The sequence below is a fragment of the Alteromonas sp. KS69 genome (assembly GCF_003989595.1).
GTDB lineage: Bacteria > Pseudomonadota > Gammaproteobacteria > Enterobacterales > Alteromonadaceae > Alteromonas > Alteromonas naphthalenivorans.
The window spans coordinates 66,885-88,537 of record NZ_PYHU01000004.1 but is presented as its reverse complement, the minus strand read 5'-3'; the positions used below and the strand labels follow the sequence as shown (position 1 = coordinate 88,537).

Genomic DNA, 21,653 nt, shown 5'->3' with positions numbered 1-21,653 from the left:
CTTATAATAGTGTCTTTAGCAACCCATAAGTAACCTAGACCCGAGCTCTGCCTTTTTACTTTCGTAAATCACAAAAAACGTAAGCATTATTAGGTAATTATTAAAGGTGAGTAAGCGGAAGTGCAGTGGTATATTTAAGCTGCTCCATGGCAAAACTAGAAGTGACATCGTTAAGATCAATCCCATTAACGAGTCTTTTATAAAAATGATCGAACGCAGCCATATCGGTTACCACCACTTTAAGCAAATAGTCGTACTCTCCAGACATGCGATAAAATTCTACCACTTCTTCAAACGATGAAGCATGCTTGGCGAAATCTGTTAACCACTTCCCGTCGTGACGTGCGGCTTTAATTTGCACAAATACCGTCATTGCCAAGCCTAATTTGTGCGCCTGTAATAATGCTACGCGACGGGAGATAACGCCTTGGGCTTCAAGCCGCTGTATACGTCGCCAGCAAGGCGTTGCCGTTAAGCCCACTTTCTCCGCAATATCTGCAACCGGCACGTCGGCATTTTGCTGCAACAGCAACAATATAGCCTTATCAACCCCATCAAGAGCAATATTTTTCATTACCTTCCTCTAAATTAGAATTATTTACCAAATCCAGCCTATCAAATGGGGAGTAATGAGTAAATTTCTCTTTTTCTAGCTGTCATTATTGAGTAAGACTGACTTATAGGTTTTTTGAAATGCTTGATTACGCGATAAATGCCATGCCTGGTGTGGTTGACGATATAACCCACACCATAGGAAACACACCATTAATACGCTTGAGTAAATTTGCTGCACGTCATAACGTAGATGCAACGCTTTTAGCCAAGGTGGAATTTTTCAATCCTGCAGGGTCGATAAAAGACAGACCGGCAATGGCCATGCTTACTGCCCTAATGGAAAGCGCTGCCTTTAATGAGAAAACCGAAATAATTGAAGCATCATCAGGAAACAACGGTGTGGCCTGTGCTTGGCTTTGCGCGATTTACGGCATTAAGCTGACAGTATGTATTCCAGAACATATGTCAATCGAGCGCCAAAAGCTAATACGCCACTATGGCGCACAGGTAGTGACTACACCGAAAGACCTTGGAACGAAAGGAGCTATAGAACGAGCTGCTGCACTTATCGAGCAAAACCCAAACGCAGTGGGTCTGTCCCAATTTTCAAACCAAGCTAACCCTAACGCTCATGCCCAATCTACCGCTCAGGAACTGCTGCGCGATACTAATGGGCATATTGATATTGTGGTTGCAGGCGTGGGTACTGGCGGTACGCTCACTGGCTTAGCCACAAGCATGCGAGCTCATATTCCTCATTTGGAAGTAGTGGCTGTAGAACCAGCAAGTTGTCCGGTGTTAAGCAAAGGACACGGTGGCGTGCACAATATTCAGGGGTTAAGTTCAGGCCATGTGCCTGACGTGCTTGATGTAAGCCAGATAAATCAGATAATTACGGTAGAAGACGATGAAGCTATAGCCTACGCTCAGCAAATTGCTAGAGTAGAAGGCTTAGCGGTAGGGATATCTTCCGGAGCCGCTCTGTTTGCTGCCGCTCAATTAGCTCAACAGCCTAGCAATAAGGGAAAAAACATCGTTGTCATTCTTGCCGACGGCGCTGAGCGTTACTTTTCTACCCCGTTATTCGCCGACTAACTGCGAGTAGCGGCGAGTAGCGGCGAGTAACGGCGAGTAACGGCGTGATTATCGGCAACCTACAAAGGCTGCCATTTATGCATTAACGCCACCAAGGTTGATTAAAGTCGACATCTTCAGGTGCTATTACAAATTCGTATGGCGGTTCGAAGGCTGCCCAAAAGCGTTCAGCCAAGGCTGCATCGACCACGTTGAACTTACCTGCGCTCGCGTATTCTTTCATTAGCGTTAAGTATGCTTCCACTGGCATGGAAGGATTAGATTGCTCGAATATCACTACCCCTCCATAGGTATTATATAGGTGTTTTTCTATTTGCCAGCGCTCTACTTGGGTTGATGCAATCTCATCAATACTGGCAGTATCTTCAGCGCTAGTACTTTCCTTCAAATCACTATCTTCTTGCTGAGCATCTTTCTTAGCAGCTATTTTCTTATTGTTTTTTTCATATTCTGACCCAAACTTTTGCTTAAAAGCTTCAACCAAGGACTCGTCCACCTTGATATTGTTTTTGCTAGCATAGTCGCTGAGCACGGCTTCTATAATTTGGTTCGCTAGGTTAATAGCTCTCATCTGAGTAACAAGCTGCGTAACGTTGTCTGGCGCTTGCTTTCGAGTTTTTGAAATAGTGTCTTGGTCGGGAGTAATGTCAGCTAAGGTAATCGGTTCACCAAACAGCATGGCAATAGCATTAGCTTGGTTACTACTGGTTTGGTTACTAGTGGCGCTGCTGGCATTTTGGGTGCCTTGGGAAGTATTTTGTATATTACTGGATGATTGCGCGAATGGCGAAGAAGATATAAACGTGGTAGATAGAACAAAAGCGAAAAAAACACTATTCATCCTTAACATTAGCTAATCCTTTCATTAAGTTTATTACTGAAACAGTAAAGCACTTAATAGCGGGAAAACCAACTATATTAACGAATGTAGTGTTTATAAAAGAAAGAAAAACGGCGGTCTTTTCAGACCGCCGTTTTTGAATTTCTTAGATGGCGTGCACGTTAGCAGCTTGAAGACCTTTTTGACCTTCTTCTACTTCAAATTCCACGCGCTGACCTTCTGGAAGAGTTTTGTAACCGTCAGAAACGATAGCACGGAAATGAACGAATACGTCCTTACCGCCGTTATCTTGAGTTAGAAAACCATAACCTTTATCAGCGTTAAACCACTTAACGGTGCCTGTAACTTTAGACATGTCGTATAGACCTCAAATATCATATTAAATTGCGCAATAAGCGCGTATAGCGAGTGTCTTTAATAGGCGGAGTTGGTCTTACTTACGAATGGGCAACAACTTACTACAAATCACAAGGTAACTTGAGCGGTTTTACATATAGCAAATAATTTCATATCTCGTCTATTCAAAGACATTTGGCTTAAAGCCAAAGCAACTATAACACTCTTCGAACTGATTAATATACAATTTATTCACTAAAAAATGCATTTCATAAAAATTTCACCCGAGCGTAACAGTCGCTACCGGTTCTTACGCCATGCCAATACCCAACAAAGGGATCCTACACTGGCAGAAAGCGCTGGAAAGCACCAATTTAAATCGTACAGTGGTAAAATAGCAGACAATAAAATAAAGGTAGCACCCGTTACGCCCCACTGAATGGATTGTGCGCTCTTTTTCTGCTGTTCTAGTAAAGCAAGTTGTGCGCGTTGTTGCTGCAAAGGAAGCCGTTTAACTTGCTGTAGGCTGTCGTAAAGTAAATCCGGCATTTCAGGTAGCTTTTCAGACCAAAACGGCAGGTTTGCTTTTACCTTACCCAGCATGGCTTTCACACCAATTTGCTCGCGCATCCAATTTTCTAAAAATGGCTTTGCGGTTTTCCATAAATCTAATTGCGGATAAAGCTGACGCCCCAACCCTTCAACATAAAGCAGCGTTTTTTGAAGCAGAACTAGCTGAGGTTGCACCACCATATTAAATCGACGGGCAGTATTAAATAATTGCAGTAACACATTACCGAACGATATTTCCGCAAGGGGCTTTTGAAAGATGGGCTCGCAGACCGTGCGAATCGCCATTTCAAACTCATCAATATTGGTGTCGTTCGGCACCCAACCAGAGTCGGCGTGAAGTTGCGCTACCTTGCGATAATCTCGGTTAAAAAACGCAATAAAATTTTCTGCTAAATAACGCTTATCTTCCCGGTTTAACGTGCCCACAATGCCAAAGTCGATAGCAATGTATTTAGGGTTTTCTGGATGCTCGGTAGAAACAAAAATATTACCTGGGTGCATATCAGCATGAAAGAAGCTGTCGCGGAATACTTGGGTAAAGAAGACCTCTACGCCGCGCTCCGCCAGCTTTTTCATATTAGTGTTTTGTGCTAGCAAGGCATCTATATTTGAAATAGGTAGCCCGTATATGCGCTCCATCACCATTACATTGCTGTGACAATAGTCGCTGTATATTTTAGGTATGTATAATGAATCTGAGCCTTCAAAATTCCGCCCTAATTGAATGCCACTTGCCGATTCACGTAGTAAGTCCAGTTCATCCACTATGGTTTTACGATATTCCACCACCACTTCAACAGGGCGGAGGCGTTTGCCATCTGGCAGCCATTTTTGCAGCACTGACGCTAAACTAAAAAGCAGCTCCATGTCGGCCACAATTGTTTCACGAATATCGGGGCGTAAAACCTTAACCACCACATCTTCATTATTCGCTTTTAATTTCGCAGCATGCACTTGCGCAATAGAGGCTGACGCCAGAGGCGCTTCATCAAACTCACTAAATAATTCAGATAGATGGGTTAGACCAAGGGAGGTTTTAATAATCTGTTGTGCCGCTTCTGACGAAAACGGAGGCACTTTGTCTTGCAGCCGAGCAAGTTCATTAGCAATAGCAGGATGGAGCAAGTCTCTGCGGGTCGATAGCATTTGGCCAAACTTGATAAAAACCGGGCCAAGGCTTTGCAGTGCGAGCGTAATGCGCTCACCGGCAGTCTTATCTTTGTGTTTATTACGGATCCAAAAGATGCTGTGACGCATAAGGCGTGCGTACCATGGTAGCCATTTCGCAGGGATAAGGTCGTCTAACCCATGCTCTAACAACACCTTATTTATCTTATACAACCTAACAATGCGCATGCTTGTCTCTTAAATTGATTTTTGTTCTAGCTGAAGTAAGCGGGCATCTAATCGCGCTACATCGTCACGTAATGCGTTCACTTCATCACTAAAATGTAATACCGCTAATTTGGGCGCTGCTATTTGCTTTTCTTCTATCAAGGCATTGCTAGCGACTTTATTAAACTCAGACAGGGCACCCGTAGCTTTACGTTTAATAGCACTAAACCAGCTCATCGTTTGATGGGCAACCACATCATTGGTTTTGGCAGCCAGAAGTTCTTCTACATCTATATCTAGCTGCTGAAACAAACCGCTAACCTGCTGAGCCACAGCAAGTTCGCCCTCAACCTGTAATTTTTTTTGTTGAATAAGACGGGTTAGCTGATTGGTGTGCTTTAATTCAGGCAAGGTATCTAAGGATGTTTTAATACAGCAGTCTTTATGATTTAGCGTAGCTATTGTGTCTTCGAACGGCTCATGTAGGGTCAGCACGTCTACCTGCTCAGAAAATACAAGCACTACAGCAAATGGCAAGGGGTCTACATAAGCAATAAGCCGCGCGCCTTTCAGCGAAGCCATTCTGGCAACGCTGTCTGGATCTAACGCTAAAATTTTATTCGCAGCCGTTTCAATAACGGCACTTACCAATGCTGACGTGGGCATTAAAACTTATAGCCTCGGTGCAGTGCTACAATTCCACCGGTTAAGTTTTGGTAGTCACACTGGTCAAACCCCGCGGTTTCGAACATACCTTTTAAGGTCTCTTGATCAGGGTGCATACGAATACTCTCTGCCAAGTATTGATAACTCTCGGCATCGTTGGCCACTAGCTGCCCCATTTTTGGCAATATATGGAACGAATACGTGTCGTAAAGCTTACTTAATTGCTCTGATGTTGGTTTTGAAAACTCCAACACTAACAGTCGGCCGCCTGGCTTTAACACACGGTAAATTGAATTAAGTGCATTTTGCTTCTCGGTCACGTTTCGAAGACCAAAAGCCATGGTCACTACATCGAAATGGTTATCAGGAAAAGGCAACGCCTCTGCATCTGCTTGAACGTAATCGATATTGCTAACTAGTCCGCGATCTCTTAGTTTATCGCGGCCAACTTTCAGCATCGATAAGTTAATGTCGGCCAAGGTTACGTTGCCCGTAGGGCCAACAAGACGAGAGAATTTTGCGGTTAAATCGCCAGTACCACCAGCGATATCAAGCACTTTTTGCCCTGCACGCACACCTGAACAATCAATGGCAAAGCGCTTCCATAAACGGTGCACACCCATCGACATTAAATCGTTCATGACATCGTATTTAGCGGCAACAGAATCGAATACATTGGCCACTAAGGACGCTTTTTGATTTTTCTCAACCTGCTTAAAGCCGAAATGAGTAGTAGGTGCATCCGATGCCTCAGTGGGCGATGTGTAGTTATGGTTGTCGCTCATGGCATTCCTGCATTAGTGATTCATAGTAAAGGCTGAAGTGTATCGGATTGTAGCGCCTAGCAACAGTATTTACCTTATGCTAAATACTGGTTTGTGCCCCAACTAAACGCAATAATAACGCTTATTTCTTGTAACGTGCGGCCACTTTCTTGATGCCACTGTGCAAAAGCCGCATTTGCAGCGCTTAAGCTTTTCTTGCTAGTGAGGCCACCATCGATAATATCGTTCTTTCTTAAGTAGTCTTCAACATCTCGTGAAAACAAGAAGGTATCTACGCCTAACGCCCGCAGCATGTAGGGGCCGGTGTTCCCGCCGAGTCTCGACCCACGTCTCTTTAACGTGGTCCACAATTCGGTAATATTACTGGCGTCGAACCTAGCCACAAACTGACCGAAGCTGCCGTGCTCACGGCTAATGTCTTTAATGAACATGGCATTATCGCGAACGGTCATTACTTTTTTGTAATTACGCACTATACGTTTATCAGACGCTTTTTGTTCTAGCATCTCATCAGGCATCAGCAGCACTTTTTCGATATCAAAACCAAAGAACACGGTTTCAAACTCAGGCCACTTTTTCTCGATAACGCGCCACACAAAGCCTGACTGAAACACTTGCTTCGTCATGGCTGCTAAAAACCGATCGTCCGGTATTTTGGCAACGAGCTCAGAGGAAAGCGGCGCTGAAAGCATGCTTTCAAGCGCCTTTTCACCACCTTTTCGCTTACATGCCCGTTGGTAAATGGTGGAGAAAGATTCTATTCCCATGGTTATCTACCCTAATGCTAATTAGCCACGAATGCCGCTATGGCGAAGTAAGGCATCTACGTTTGGCTCCCTGCCTCTAAAGGCAACGAATAAATCCATAGGCGCACGGCTACCACCCATTTCAAGTATATTTTCCAAAAATGCTTTACCCGTGTCTTGGTTAAAAATACCGTCTTCTTCAAACTTACTGTAAGCGTCGGCAGATAACACTTCTGCCCATTTATAGCTGTAATAGCCTGCTGCATAACCACCAGCAAAAATATGCCCAAAGCTATGCTGAAAACGGTTAAATGCTGGAGGTGTATTAACAGCGACTTCAGCGCGCACGCTGTTAAGAATGGCTTGTACATCAACATTGTCGCCAGACTCGCTATGCAATAAGAAATCAAACAAACTGAATTCCAGCTGACGCACCATTTGCATAGCGGCTTGGTAATCTCTGGCAGCTAACATTCTGTCAAGTAAATCAGCGGGTAAGGGTGCCCCCGTCTCATAGTGACCCGAGATAAAGTTAAGTGCATCTTCTTCCCAGCACCAGTTTTCTAAAAACTGACTCGGTAGTTCTACGGCATCCCACGGCACACCATTAATACCAGATACACCAGCCACCGACATTTTAGTTAGCATGTGGTGTATGCCGTGTCCGAATTCATGGAAAAGGGTAACCACTTCATCGTGCGTGAATAAGGCAGGCTTATCCCCTACTGGGGCATTAAAGTTACAAGTGAGATACGCCACAGGTAACTGTAATTCTCCGTCTAACTTTTCTCGGCGAACACGGCACTCATCCATCCACGCACCACCCCGCTTTTTAGCGCGAGCGTATAAGTCTAGGTAAAAACTACCGCGCAGCGCATCTGCACTATCGGTAATAGTGAAGTAACGTACATCTTTATGCCATGTATCAATGCCTGGCTGTTCAATGATTTTAAGGCCATACAATCTATGCACCACTTCGAACAAACCCGACAAAACTCTGTCTTCAGGAAAATACGGACGCAGCATTTCATCTGAAATGGTGTACTTTTCCTGTTTCAGCTTCTCACTGTAGTAAGGTAAGTCCCACGCGTTAAGCTCTGTTACCCCGTGGGTATCTTTCGCGTATGCTCGTACTTCTTCTAACTCTTTTTCTGCCTGCGGCTTCGATTTAGCAGCCAAATCACGTAAAAAGCCGGTAACTTGATCAGTCGATTCGGCCATTTTGGTGGCAAGGGAACGTTCAGAATAACTACTAAAACCGAGCAATTGTGCAATTTCACTGCGAAGGGCCAGTGTTTGTTGAATAATGTTGGTGTTGTCCCACTTACCTGCGTTGGGGCCTTGATCTGACGCCTTCGTCGCATAAGCGCGATACATTTCTTCTCGTAGCGCTGCATTGTCAGCATAAAGCATAACCGGTAAGTAAGAAGGAATATCTAATGTGAATAGCCAGCCTTGTAAGTCTTTTTGATGTGCCGCTTGTGCAGCTGCATCGCGGGCAGATTCTGGCATACCCGCTAGCATAGATTCATCGGTAACGTGTTTGCTCCACCCCATGGTGGCGTCCATCACATTATTTGAAAATGTAGATGACAGTTCGCTTAACTTCGCTTGAATATCTGCATAGCGTTTCTTTTCCTCACTAGGCAGTGCCACGCCACTTAAGGTGAAATCGCGAATAGCATTATCAATAACTTTCTGACGCTGCTCATCAAGGTTGGCATATTCGTCTGAAGCTTTAATCGCCACATAAGCGTTGTATAAGCCTTCGTGCTGACCTACCCAAGTGCCGTATTCTGAAAGCAAAGGTAAGCAAGCATCATGAGCTTCTCGCAGTTCGTCACTACTCACCACTGAATTCATATGAGAAACCGGTGACCACATCTTACTTAAATTGTCGTCTACCTCTTCTAAACGCAATACTAAGTTCGCATAAGAGTAATCTTTAGATGCAACCACCTCATCAATTTCTAGCTTACATTTAGCTATCGCTTTCTCGATGGCGGGCTTTATTTGTGCGGGCTTAATAGATGAAAATAAAGGCAAGCCATCTACCAATTCAATTGCTGGGGTCGTCATAATCCGTCTACTCTTTTCAGTTCATATAGCAAGTTATGTTGGGGTTGATCGTAATAAAAACAAGCACTGTAAATGTTCAACACAACAGGGATATTTCTAGGTTCTATACTAGGATTACTGTAAATGGTAAGCGTGCAGATCAAATTTTGACTAATTCTTTCTTTTTTTACGCGCTGTGTGAATCAAGTAACTCACTAATTTGGCAGCTAAAAGCGCCAAAAAAAAGTGTCACAAATGTCACATTCACTACTTTTGTCTAAATTGTGAACAACCCTATTCGGTGCTATAACGTTACAAGTTGGCAATAGGAATTGAACAATGAAGACATTAACATCAGGCGAAATCGCAACTTATTGTGATGTAAACCTTCGTACAGTGATCCGCTGGATAGAAAGCGGAAAACTCAAAGGGTTTAAGCTGCCAGGTCGCGGCAATAATCGCGTGCTAGTATCAGACTTTGTTTCCTTTCTTGAACATCATAACATCCCTATTCCTGAAGACCTCCAAAGTGAGATTTCACCTTCCATCCTTATTGTTGATGATGAAATGCCAGTGGCAAAGTCAATTCAAAGGGTGGCACGCCGGGGTGGATTTGAAAGCCATATTGCTACGGGTGGGTTTCAAGCTGGCATTATGTTGAGCCAATATAATTCAAAGTTGATGACCCTCGATTTAAGTATGCCTGGCATGGATGGTTACAGCGTTATCCAGTTTGTTCGAGAACAGCCTAAATACAAAAACTTAAAGATTCTTGTCATCTCTGCTCTTGACGACATTAGTCTAGAACGGGCAATGGAACTTGGCGCAAATGCAGTACTTTCAAAACCATTTACCAATAGCGAACTTATCGAAACCATCGAAAAGTTCATGATTGAGTAAGTTCATTATAAGTAAGCTTGGCCAGTTTTTTTATTAGGGCCTTTAAATGAATGAGTTTGGGGTGAATCATAGTGGAAAAATCAATGTTTCAAGCTGCACGTCGTACTTGTGTTTTCTTAGCGCTCGCATTATTCGCCTCTTTTGGTACATGCAATACGTTAACGCTTGGCATAGTGCCTCAACAGTCTGCAAAGAAACTCGCTGAAACCTGGCAGCCCCTTATCAACTATATCTCTGAACATGCCGATATTGATGTGGTGTTTAAAACAGCCAAAGATATTCCTACCTTCGAACAAAGGCTGGCCGAGAGTGAGTACGACATTGCCTACATGAACCCTTACCACTTTGTGGTATTTCATGATTCGGTTGGCTATCGCGCGCTGGCCCGTCAAAAAGATAAGCGAATTAAAGGCATTATTGTTGTGAATGCCAATAGCACTATTACGTCACTTGACGATCTTAACGGTAAAGAAATAGCCTTTCCCTCTCCTGCTGCATTCGCTGCCACCATTATCCCTAGAGCATATTTGAAACAGCAGGGCATTCTTTTTACGCCACGTTATGTACATTCTCATGACTCGGTGTACCTTAATGTGCAACGCGGCTTTTTTAACGCTGGTGGCGGCATAATAAGAACCTTCAATAACATTGATGACAGTACTCAAAGCGCCCTTCGTATTTTATGGGAAAGTGATGGTTACACCCCTCATGCTGTAGCAACTCACCCTCGAATAACTGACACTCAGCGAGAGGCACTATTGAATGCGTTGCTTACTCTGTCAGAGGATAAAGACAATCATCAGCTATTGAAAAATATTGGCTTTAAAGGCTTTATGTCGTCTGCAGATGAAGATTGGGACGACATACGAGCCTTGGGCATTACCTCATTAGCAAGGCCGCAATTGTGAAAAAAGAAGCGTTGCTCTCGTTATCGCTACGAACCAAAACTATTGTTGGGGTGGCACTTATTGCTGCCATTTTGTTTTTAATTCTTATCACAACCGTATTTAAACTATTAAATGACTTAGTCGACACCAGTGTTGATACGTCTGCTCAAACTACTACCAACCTGTTTGTGTCCACCGCAAAAAATGCTTTTTTAAGCTACGACCTCGCTTCGCTAGAGGCAGATGCAACTGAAATGCTTTCAAACCCTAATATCAGTTATGTTCGGGTTCTCGATAACAACAACAATGTATATGTGGAAAAAGGTGAGCCAGAGGCGCTCAATCACCCCTTTCAGCTAGACAGCGATGTAATGAGTGCAGTGGATGGTATATACGATACCGCTGCTGATATTAAAGTTGGCGAGACCTTATTTGGCAGAGTAGAAATAGGCCTTGATGTTGATTCTATTAATCAGTCGGTAAAACGGGTACGCACTTGGACATTAACACTTGCCGCCATAGAACTGGGCCTTATTGCATTGTGCTCATTCTTGCTTGGGTCTTACCTAATGTCGCAGCTAAAGCAGCTACGTGCAGGTGCTAGGCATTTAGGGGCGGCGGTTAAAGATAAAAATTACCAGAACATCTCTGTAAAAGTGCGCGGCAAAGATGAACTCAGCGAACTGGCTGAAGCCTTCAATCAATTGGTTGAGCTTTTAAAAGACGAAAATATTCATCGCGAGCGCGTTGAAGGTGAACTTAAAGAACTAAATAGCTTGTTGGAGGTGAAAGTAAAACAGCGTACCTCGTTGTTAAATCAAAAAAACTTCCAGCTTGAAGAAGCAAATAAAGACCTAAAAGAAGCACAGGTTCAATTGTTACAAGCAGAAAAAATGGCATCAGTTGGCCAATTGGCCGCGGGTGTAGCGCACGAAATCAATAACCCGATAGGGTTTGTGAATAGTAATATGCATACCCTCAGTGAGTATGTAGCAACCTATCAAATGATATTCCAACAGCTTAATGATGTGCTCTTAAAAGACACCGCTATCCATCAGGATGAAGCGATAAAACAGCTGCGCAATATTATACAGCAGCAAGACATGGAATTTATCAACAGCGACATCTCTGAACTCATCACCGATTCGAAAGACGGTTTGATTCGGGTGGCCGAAATAGTTAAAGGGCTAAAACTGTTCTCGCGCGTAGACAGTGATGAGATGCAATCTTACAACCTAAATGATTGCGTTCGAACCACCCTAGCGATGGTGAACAACCAGCTAAAATACATATGCAGCGTAGAAACCCATTTAGGGTCGATTCCCCATATCATGATGAACATGGGTAAAATTTCGCAAGTGGTGACCAACCTGCTTATTAATGCAGGCCAAGCCATCGAAAGCACCGGCGTACAGGGCACCATTACCATTACGACGCGTGAATTCGATGGTAACGTTGAACTAAGTATACAAGACACTGGTTGCGGTATTGAATCGAGCCATCTAGATAAATTATTTAATCCGTTCTTTACTACTAAACCAGAAGGCCAAGGCACCGGACTTGGACTTTCTATTTCTTTCGGCATTGCTCAAGAGCACGGCGGTACGCTCCATGCATCAAGTAAAGATGGGGAAGGAAGCTGTTTCACGTTATGCCTACCAATACATAACCCGTTAGATGACAACGCCGAAGATTCTTTTCAGGACGATTCACTATGAATGATACCACTGACCAAAACGCCGACGTGTACACTGTTTTATTTGTCGACGATGAACCTAATATTCTTCGCGCCATTAAGCGCGCGCTCTTTTCTTTAAAGGTCAACTTATTGCTGGCTGACAGTGGCGCAAAAGCGCTAGAGATCATGAAAGAAAATGAGGTTCATGTGATCATTTCCGACATGAAGATGCCACAGATGTCTGGCGCTGAATTACTGCAGCAAGTTGCAGAGTTGTACCCTGAAAGTTATCGGTTGGTGCTAACCGGTTATGCCGATATAGAATCTACTATTAAAGCGGTTAACGAGGGAAAAATTCATCGTTATTTGCAAAAGCCCTGGGACAACAAAGAGCTTATATCTGCCATTGAAGATGGGTTAGAACGCGTAAAATTAAAAAATGAAAATACTCGGTTGCAAAAATTAACACGTCTGCAAAATCGTAAATTAAAAGAAGTGAACACGTCGCTTGAGCAAATGGTACATAAGCGTACTCGCCAGATTAAAGCGGCACTGAACAAGATTGAAAAACATAATCTTGCAATGGAACAAGTACTGTTTAATGTTATTAGCATTAACCCGAACATAGATGGAAAGTTTGCCATTGAAGTGAGCGAACTTGCCGCTAAGTTAGCGAAGTATCTTCAACTCCCTCCCGAAGAAGTTAAACGCATTAGCTATGCGGGTTTAATCTGTGAGCTGGGTTTGCTAGGGCTAAATACCGACGATTTTCTAGCCCCGTTCTCGAAGCTTAAGTATCAACAACAACAGAACTACTTAGATCAAACTAAACAAGCTGCGCTAATGCTCGCGCCAGCCACTGAGTTACAGCCAGTGTCAGACATGATTGAATTTCAATTCGAGCATTATAACGGTGCTGGCCCCCGTAATGTGGTGGCAAAAGAAATTCCCATAGGTGCCCGTATAGTCTCAATAGCTAGAGATTACTGGCGCTTAGTCACTGGCCGCATGAGCGGTGAAGAGATGACACCGCGGGATGCCAAAGCCGAAATGAAAAAGCATACCAACACACGGTATGACGGTGAAATTCTATCCTTCTTACTTGCAGACGACGACGTGAGCACGTCAAAATATATTTACAACACGATGAAAGCCTCTCAGCTAAAAGCAGGTATGGTATTGGCTAAAAATTTATATAATGACAGCCATATTCTTATACTGCCTGAAGGGCATATTTTCACCGACGCCACTATTCAAAAGCTGACTCAATTTGAAGAAGAGCGTCGTCGTGCATTCAGTATTTTGATTGAGCCAGATACGCCGTTAGATGAAACCGAAGAAGGGGCTGCGCCTCAAGACACGTGATCTTAAGTGTATCTGTGGCAGTACTCATAAAACTGGAATAAAGAAGCACTAAGGCAATTAGTGCTTCTTTGTTTTTTTGTAACAGATACCCACGATAATGAAATCTTCTACCTTGCACCTCGGTCTCTTAAACGCGTATACAGTGTGTATTCCTTCAATTTCGTGTCACAATAAATGACAATTTTAGGCCTAACGGATAATAAGGCGGTTAACATGAAACATTTTGATTATATCTGCATAGGCGGCGGGAGTGGCGGCATTGCGTCTGCAAACCGTGCCGCCAAGCATGGTAAAAAAGCAGCCATTATTGAAGCTAAAGATATTGGCGGCACCTGCGTTAACGTAGGCTGTGTGCCTAAAAAAGCCATGTGGTACGGCGCACAAGTTGCCGAAGCTATTCACCGCTACGCACCAGAATATGGTTTTGATATCACTGTAAATCACTTCAGCTGGGATAGCCTAATTGCCAGCCGCCAAGCCTATATTGAACGTATTCATGCATCCTATGACCGCTCGTTAACCGCGAATGACGTAACGCTTATTCGCGGTTTCGCGAAGTTTGTTGATAACAACACTATTGAAGTCGATGGTGAAACCTATACCGCAGACCATATTACTATTGCTACCGGCGGCCGCCCTGTCATACCTGATATTCCTGGCGCTCAGCACGGTATTAACTCAGATGGCTTCTTTGCACTAAAAGAACAACCTAAAAAAGCGGTTGTAGTAGGTGCAGGTTACATTGGCGTTGAGCTTGCTGGCGTACTGCATAGTTTGGGTACAGAGACTCACTTAGTTGTTCGCAAGCAAGCACCACTTCGCCATTTCGACCCTATCATCCATGAAACCTTGGTTGATATGATTCACGCTGAAGGCTGCACATTACATAACCACACCAGCGTTGAAAAAGTAGAACGTGGTGAAGGTAAGCAACTTTCAATTCATCTTACAAATGGTGAAGTCCTTGAAGCAGACTGCCTAATTTGGGCCATTGGCCGCGAACCATCCACCGATGTGATAGCGATTGAAAATACCGATGTAGAGCTTGCCGAAAATGGCACCGTGAAAGTAGATAAGTACCAAAACACCACGGCCAAGAACATCTATGCTGTGGGTGATATTACTGGTGAAGCCGAATTGACGCCTGTGGCAGTAAAAGCAGGTCGCTTACTGAGCGAACGTTTATTCAACGGCCAAGAAGACGCGCACATGGATTACACCATGATCCCCACCGTCGTGTTTAGCCACCCGCCTATTGGCACCATGGGTTTAACTGAACCTGAAGCCATTGCAGAATATGGTGAGGATAAGGTTAAAGTGTACTCATCAAGTTTCGCCTCTATGTACACTGCAGTAACTCGTCATCGTCAAATGACCAAAATGAAATTGGTGTGTGCAGGCGAAGATGAAAAAGTGGTTGGCCTTCACGGTATTGGCCATGGTATGGATGAAATTCTACAAGGCTTTGCAGTAGCCATAAAAATGGGCGCGACCAAAGCCGATTTTGATGCATGTGTGGCCATTCACCCTACTAGTGCTGAAGAATACGTTACGATGACCTAGGTCGTCCAACTACGCTTAGGTTAGCCAAGCTTAGTAAAACGCTAGCGCACTTTTAACGTACTTATAGAATGTAAGGCGATAATCAATTTTTTGATTATCGCCTTTCTTTTACATTCTTTCTAACGAAACAGGCACACCGTTTAACACACTATTACCCGACAAAGTATCTACCTGCATTTCGTCTGTCAGTATATTGGTATTAACGCCAGGGTATTGGCTAGCGACACCCAGCTTTATTCCCTTCTTATTATGCCCCCAACCATGGGGAATAGAGACCACGCCTGGCATAATAGAATCAGTAATTTCTGCCTCTACGAATAACTCTCCCACTCTTGACGTGACTTTAACCCTATCGCCTTCGTTTACATCATATTCAGCGGCATCTATGGGGTGTAACTGTAGCGTACAACGATTGTTTCCCTTCACCATTCTAGGGCTATTATGTAACCAAGAATTGTTCGTTTTAATATGGCGCCTGCCAATCAATACTATTTTATTTTCGTTACGCTTCTGGTCGAAAAAATGCGTCTTCACGCGGGCAATATCTGACATAAAGTAATTAAAATTTAAGTCTATTTTTTTATTCTCATGAAAAATAGCGTCAGGCAGTGCAGGTTGTAATGGCCCAAGGTCGATGCCATGTGGATGCGCTTTCAGCTTATCTAGCGACAAGTTGTCGCCTTCATTACCAATGCCGTTAGCATTTTCCTTGGCACTGATATTTGCACTAGCATGGGCCCCGTATTGACCGCTTTTTAATAAATCGTCTATCACACCTTTTGGCTGTTTTTGCCATAGTGTTTGATAGTGCGCGGTACTTTTGCCATTTAATTTATCTAGGCGCTCTGCCAGCGATAGGTATATTTGCCAATCTGTTAATTGATCATCGTCTATGTCTACCACTGCCTCAGAATAGGTAGCGTAGTTTCTTACCGCAAAATTATGAAAAACCACATCATAGTGATCCCGCTCTAATGGCGTAACGGGAGGTAATATAATATCTGCATGCCGAGAAGTTTCAGAAATGTAGAAGTCCACAGACACAATAAAATCGAGTTGTGAAAACGCACGCTCCAGCTGCTCGGTATTAGGCGTAGTCACCACTGGATTTCCAGCACCTATGACCATGGCTTTAATTTGGCCTTCACCAGGCGTTAATATTTCTTCTGCTAAACACGCCACAGGGTATTCCCCAGCAAAAGCGGGTAGACCCCTTACCCGTGAACTATAGCCTGACATGCTGCCCCTGCTTGATACCGGTAAAATATCGGCAGCAGGCTGGGTAAACATCATCCCCCCTTGTCTATCTAAGTTTCCGGTCAACATGTTAAACAGCATGATGAGATATTGAGTGAGTGTGCCAAATGCTTGCACACTCGCGCCCATGCGTCCGTAACATACAGCCGATTCAGCTTCGCAAAAATCGGTAACCAATTGGATTACCTGTGACGCTTCAATACCGGTTTGTTCGCTAACTTTTTCGGGAGAAAAGTCTCTTACGTAGCCTTCAACTTCAAGCAGTTCTTCGGCGTAAGGTAAGAGCGCTTCTGCATTGTGCAATTGCTTATCAAAGACTACATGCAACATAGCAAGTAATAGCAATACATCACTGCCGGGGCGAATAAAGTGATGCTCGCAGCTTAAATCAGCAGTGTCTGTTCGTTTAGGGTCGATGACCACAACTTTACCGCCGCGTTTTTGTACGTCTTTCAAGCGCTTTTTAACGTTGGGCACGGTCATGATGCTGCCATTGGAAGCAAGGGGGTTGCCACCGATAATCACAAAGTGTTGGGTGTGATCGATATCTGGAATAGGAATTTGCGACATATGCCCAAACAGCCTACGACTAACAATATGATGAGGGAGCTGATCCACCGAGGTGGCAGAGTATCTATTGTGTGACTCAAGTGCGCGATAAAAATAAGGGCCGAACAAAATAGCCCCCATGTTGTGGGCATTCGGATTACCAAGATAGACGCCAACGGCATCTTTTCCATATGTAGACTGTATATGGTGAAGTTTTTCAGCAACGTAATCAAAGGCCTCACTCCACGGTATTTCCTGCCACTCGTCACCTACCTTTTTGACCGGTCGTTTTAGTCTATCTGGATCATCATATAAATCTTTCAGGGCACTGGCTTTGGGGCATATGTGGCCGGCACTAAAAGGGTTATCTTTATCTCCCTTGATGGATAGTATGCGCTTGCCCTGTGTGGCAACTTCAATGCCGCACATCGCTTCGCACAGCGTACAGGTTGAATAATGGAGTTCTTGTTTTGGGCTGACCCCGCTTTGCTTTGAATTGGCCACGTTTTGCTCTGAATTAACCATGTACAGCACCCACACTAAATTTTGTTAACAGCTTGTTGCAAAATTAGCGTTTATCCATCTTATAGACAAGCATCATCGTGAGTGATGGATAAATAGACGGGTGGGTGGTAAAACTGTAGTTTGGTCGTTAGATTTATACGTGAAATCTCATACGAAAGGTAGAACCCGCCATTTCAGGTTAAAGTTAACGACAAATTTACAATTACAAATTTACAATTAGGTGGGACGCTCACGGGCATACTCATCAATAGACAGAAAACGCATTTCAAGCAATTGGAAACTCATTATGATAAAAACAACAAAAAGCTTATTAGCCGTCACACTTGTGAGCGCCTTGGGCTTAAGCACCACCTACTCTACGCATGCAGCTGACGACATTAAAAAAGATGCAACGATTAATGAAGAAAAATGGGATGTTAGTAACCCGCCATTTGCACTTAATGAAGTTACAATCAACACCACCGAAACCACTTGGTCTAGCTTGGATATAGCCCCGAATGGTAAGTATATGGTGTTCGATATGCTAGGTGATATTTACAAAGTAAATATTGATGGCGGCGATGCCACACCGATCACGCAAGATTTCGCATGGAACATACACCCAAATATTTCACCGGATGGTTCAAAGATTGCGTTTATTTCTGACCGCGATGGCATTAATAATCTTTGGATAATGGACAGCAATGGTGAAAACCTGCGCCAAGTGACCAAAGAAAAGAACAACCTTATTCACTCTCCTAAATGGAGCCCCGATGGTGAATACTTGCTGGTATCCAAAGGCATTATGTCTAGCCGCAGCATTCCTGCAGGTGAAATTTGGATGTATCACAATACCGGTGGCGACGGCTTGCAAATTAAAGCCCGTAATCATGGTAAAAAAGACCAGCAAAACATAGCTGACCCCGTTTTTTCTCACGACGGTAAATATATTTACTTCACAGAGAACACAGTGCCTGGGAGTCGTTTCGACTATAACCGTGATCCTTTAGGTGGCATATTCGCTATTACCCGATTCGACCGTGAAAATGGTGATGAAAGCCGTTACATCAGTGGCACCGGCGGTGCAGTGGTGCCTACACCATCTCCGGATGGTAAATACGTTGCGTTTGTTCGCCGGGTAAAAGAAAAAACCGCTCTGTTTTTAAAAGATATTAAAACCGGTGAAGAAACACCGCTTACCACAGAACTTGAACGTGACATGCAAGAAGGTTTTGGCTCTGAAGGTTACTTCGCCTACTTCGACTGGATGCCAGATTCATCAGCCATTGTGTATTGGACAGGTGGTACTTTCCATAGCATCAATATCGACGATAAGACTATCTCAGATATTAACATTAACGTAGAAGCTACCCTTCAATATGCGGATGCACTTCGTTTTGATGTAGATGTGGCACCGGATGAATTTGATGTAAACATGATTCGCTGGTCGCAAATGTCGCCTGACGGTAAGACACTCTTGTTTCAAGCATTAGGAAAGCTTTACGTTAAAGACGTAAAGTCGGGCAAGATGAAACGCCTGACTAAGCAAAATGACCATGGCGAATATTACCCGCGTTTTTCTAACGACGGTAAAGCCATTGTTTACACCACGTGGAATGATGATGAATTAGGGTCAGTACGCATTGTTTCTGCCCGTGGCGGTAAAGGTAAAGTGATTACCAAGCAACCTGGCCATTATATAGAACCATCGTTCTCAAGTGATCGTGAAAAGGTGGTGTACCGCAAGTTTACTGGCGGCTATTTACTTGACCCTAAATACTCGGTGGACCCTGGTATTTATGTAGCAGACCTTGATAGAAAAACCGAAAAGAAAGTGTCTGATGGGGGTATTAACCCACACTTTGCAGGCGACAATTCACGGGTGTATTTCACCGAATCGGTAGGCGGCACGCCGTATCGAGAAACACAACTTTCAAGTGTTAACTTGCAAGGAAACGATAAGCGAACGCATTTATACGGCGCTGATGATGTAAGTGAGTACAAACTTTCACATGATAAAAAATGGGTAGCTTTCGTTTACCAATTTAAAACCTTCGTCACCCCGTTTGTGGAAAATGGTAAGAAAGTAACTATTGGCCCTAACATGACTTCACTGCCGGTTACTCAGCTTTCATCTAAAGCCGGTGAGTACTTAACATGGTCGCCCAATAATGAAACGGTGAGCTGGTTTAATGGCCCCACGTTCTACAGTCGCTCGCTTAAAGAAGCTTTTGCGTTTGTAGATGGCGCGCCAGAAACCCTGCCCGACCCTGTGGCCGATGGTATTAATTTATCGTTCACTACCGATGCCGATAAACCAAGCGGTTACAAAGCCTTAATTGGTGGAAAGGTCGTGACCATGCGTGATGCCGACAACACCCAAGAAGTGATTGAAGACGGCGTTATTATCATTAAAGATAATCGTATTGAAGCTGTGGGCAAGCGCGGAGATATTGCTATTCCTGAAGGCGCTATGCAAATAGATGCCAGTGGCAAAACCATTATTCCCGGGTTAGTTGATACTCATGCTCATGGCGCACAAGGCAGGAATGAGATTATTCCAGATAAAAACTGGAGCCAATACTCGAATGTGGCCTTTGGTGTTACCACCATTCATGACCCATCAAACGATACCACAGAGATTTTTGCCGCCTCTGAACTTCAGCGTAAAGGCGACATAGTGGCACCGCGTATTTACTCTACCGGTACTATTTTGTACGGCGCAGAAGGCCTAGGCTACAAAGCCATCATCAATAACTACGAAGATGCGTACTTCCACGTAGAACGCTTAAAAGAAAGCGGCGCAATTTCGGTGAAAAGCTACAACCAACCACGACGCGATCAACGCCAACAAGTGTTATGGGCGTCGAAAAACCAAGACATGATGGTCGTGCCTGAGGGTGGCGGTAAGTTACAACAAAACCTAACCATGTTGGTTGATGGCCATACAGGACTAGAACACAGCTTACCTATAGAGCGCGGTTATAGTGATGTAACCCAGCTATGGAAAGCCACCGAGTTTGGTTACACACCTACATTTGTGGTTTCTTACGGCGGTATGATGGGTGAAGAATATTGGTACGACCGTACCGAAGTTTGGAAGAACCCACGCTTACTTCGCTACACCCCAGCCACCATGTTGCATGGCCGTTCTATAAGACGTCCTACCGCGCCTGATAATCAATACAACCACCAAAACGTAGCTAGCTACGCCAAAGAGCTTCGCGATAATGGGGTTAGTGTACATATTGGCGCTCATGGGCAACGTGAAGGCTTAGCCGCCCACTGGGAACTGTGGATAATGCAACAAGGCGGTTTCACCGCATGGGAAGCATTACGCGGCGGTACTATCGATGGCGCTAAGCATCTAGGTATGGGTAACGACATCGGCAGTATTGAAAAAGGTAAATTGGCTGATTTAGTCGTGATTGACGGCGATGTATTAGCAGACTTACGCCGCAGTGAATATGTGGAATTCACCGTACTTAACGGCCGCGTATATGAAGCTGCCACCATGAACGAAGTTGGCAGTAAAACCAAGCGTTCCCCTTTCTTCTTCGAAGAAAACAACGCCACCTTTATGCCAAGAACCACTGCGGAAGCCATTGATGCCAAAGCACATCACTTCCATTGGAAACACTAATAATCTAGTGAGTTACTAGCACTTATCAAGCCGGCGTAAATCGCCGGCTTTTTTATGCTTACAGATCCCCCTAGTTTCCCACCTCCCCCATCTTCCCCTCAAGCCAACCGTAGATTTAGCTCAGAGAGTAGAAACACTCTGACAAACCTTCCACCGCACGAATGCGGTGGCAGAACGCCCATGGATGGGTTTATTGGGAGCTAGGGTTATATTAAAAGCGTGGGGCACACAATAAGCAGCCCCTCCCCTTCTAAAAAGTCTTCGATGGTCGGTGATGAGTATGGCTCGTGGGGCGATAGACTTTCACTCCCCTCAAG

General features: G+C 44.1%; 16 protein-coding genes. 7 read left to right on the top strand and 9 right to left on the bottom strand.

All coding sequences use genetic code 11. The features are described 5' to 3' along the window. Window positions 1–100 precede the first annotated feature (100 nt). Window positions 101–574 carry an Lrp/AsnC family transcriptional regulator gene (locus tag C7Y69_RS02940; RefSeq protein WP_013786248.1) on the bottom strand — a complete coding sequence of 158 codons (474 nt, stop codon included), beginning with the start codon at window positions 572–574 and terminating at the stop codon, window positions 101–103. A 119-nt stretch (window positions 575–693) separates the two neighbouring features. On the opposite strand from C7Y69_RS02940, the gene cysK reads away from it, so the two are divergent. Then, window positions 694–1,650 (top strand): cysteine synthase A, encoded by a 957-nt coding sequence (gene cysK, locus C7Y69_RS02935; protein ID WP_126871747.1) that lies wholly within the window; start codon window positions 694–696, stop codon window positions 1,648–1,650. Window positions 1,651–1,732: 82 nt separating this feature from the next. Here the strand turns inward: cysK and C7Y69_RS02930 are convergent, their stop codons facing one another. The 7 genes from C7Y69_RS02930 to prlC form a co-directional block, all read right to left on the bottom strand. Continuing rightward, window positions 1,733–2,500, bottom strand: a complete 768-nt coding sequence (locus C7Y69_RS02930) for a hypothetical protein (protein WP_013786250.1) — start codon at window positions 2,498–2,500, stop codon at window positions 1,733–1,735. 136 nt (window positions 2,501–2,636) lie between these two features. Next, entirely contained in the window at window positions 2,637–2,846 is a 210-nt protein-coding gene (locus tag C7Y69_RS02925; RefSeq protein ID WP_013786252.1) for a cold-shock protein, read from the bottom strand. 281 nt (window positions 2,847–3,127) lie between these two features. Beyond that, complete coding sequence (gene ubiB, locus C7Y69_RS02920; protein ID WP_013786253.1) at window positions 3,128–4,756, bottom strand: ubiquinone biosynthesis regulatory protein kinase UbiB; 1,629 nt, start codon at window positions 4,754–4,756, stop codon at window positions 3,128–3,130. A 9-nt stretch (window positions 4,757–4,765) separates the two neighbouring features. Beyond that, entirely contained in the window at window positions 4,766–5,401 is a 636-nt protein-coding gene (locus tag C7Y69_RS02915; RefSeq protein WP_013786254.1) for an SCP2 domain-containing protein, read from the bottom strand. Further along, the gene (gene ubiE, locus C7Y69_RS02910) at window positions 5,401–6,186 is read right to left on the bottom strand and encodes a bifunctional demethylmenaquinone methyltransferase/2-methoxy-6-polyprenyl-1,4-benzoquinol methylase UbiE (RefSeq protein ID WP_126871746.1); all 786 of its coding nucleotides are present in this window, start codon (window positions 6,184–6,186) and stop codon (window positions 5,401–5,403) included. The genes C7Y69_RS02915 and ubiE overlap by 1 nt, the downstream gene beginning before the upstream one ends. A 74-nt stretch (window positions 6,187–6,260) precedes the next feature. Next, window positions 6,261–6,953: a DNA-3-methyladenine glycosylase I gene (locus tag C7Y69_RS02905; protein WP_013786256.1), complete on the bottom strand. Its 693-nt coding sequence runs from the start codon at window positions 6,951–6,953 to the stop codon at window positions 6,261–6,263. A 21-nt stretch (window positions 6,954–6,974) separates the two neighbouring features. Beyond that, window positions 6,975–9,011, bottom strand: a complete 2,037-nt coding sequence (gene prlC, locus C7Y69_RS02900; protein ID WP_126871745.1) for an oligopeptidase A — start codon at window positions 9,009–9,011, stop codon at window positions 6,975–6,977. A 318-nt stretch (window positions 9,012–9,329) separates the two neighbouring features. Here prlC and C7Y69_RS02895 point away from each other — a divergent pair, with 318 nt between their 5' ends. From C7Y69_RS02895 to gorA, 5 genes are all read left to right on the top strand, one after another. Next, on the top strand, window positions 9,330–9,890 hold the full coding sequence (locus C7Y69_RS02895; RefSeq protein ID WP_126871744.1) for a response regulator: 561 nt from the start codon (window positions 9,330–9,332) through the stop codon (window positions 9,888–9,890). An 83-nt stretch (window positions 9,891–9,973) separates the two neighbouring features. After that, entirely contained in the window at window positions 9,974–10,798 is an 825-nt protein-coding gene (locus C7Y69_RS02890) for a phosphate/phosphite/phosphonate ABC transporter substrate-binding protein (RefSeq protein WP_126871743.1), read from the top strand. Beyond that, complete coding sequence (locus tag C7Y69_RS02885; RefSeq protein ID WP_126871742.1) at window positions 10,795–12,495, top strand: ATP-binding protein; 1,701 nt, start codon at window positions 10,795–10,797, stop codon at window positions 12,493–12,495. Before C7Y69_RS02890 ends, C7Y69_RS02885 begins: the two co-directional genes overlap by 4 nt. Then, window positions 12,492–13,820: a response regulator gene (locus C7Y69_RS02880; protein ID WP_126871741.1), complete on the top strand. Its 1,329-nt coding sequence runs from the start codon at window positions 12,492–12,494 to the stop codon at window positions 13,818–13,820. The genes C7Y69_RS02885 and C7Y69_RS02880 overlap by 4 nt, the downstream gene beginning before the upstream one ends. Before the next feature lie 213 nt (window positions 13,821–14,033). Further along, window positions 14,034–15,383 carry a glutathione-disulfide reductase gene (gorA, locus tag C7Y69_RS02875; RefSeq protein ID WP_126871740.1) on the top strand — a complete coding sequence of 450 codons (1,350 nt, stop codon included), beginning with the start codon at window positions 14,034–14,036 and terminating at the stop codon, window positions 15,381–15,383. A 108-nt stretch (window positions 15,384–15,491) separates the two neighbouring features. On the opposite strand, the gene C7Y69_RS02870 is transcribed toward gorA, so the two are convergent. Beyond that, the gene (locus C7Y69_RS02870) at window positions 15,492–17,714 is read right to left on the bottom strand and encodes a molybdopterin oxidoreductase family protein (protein WP_126871739.1); all 2,223 of its coding nucleotides are present in this window, start codon (window positions 17,712–17,714) and stop codon (window positions 15,492–15,494) included. 286 nt (window positions 17,715–18,000) lie between these two features. Here C7Y69_RS02870 and C7Y69_RS02865 point away from each other — a divergent pair, with 286 nt between their 5' ends. Continuing rightward, window positions 18,001–21,336: an amidohydrolase family protein gene (locus tag C7Y69_RS02865; RefSeq protein WP_126871738.1), complete on the top strand. Its 3,336-nt coding sequence runs from the start codon at window positions 18,001–18,003 to the stop codon at window positions 21,334–21,336. Window positions 21,337–21,653 lie beyond the last annotated feature (317 nt).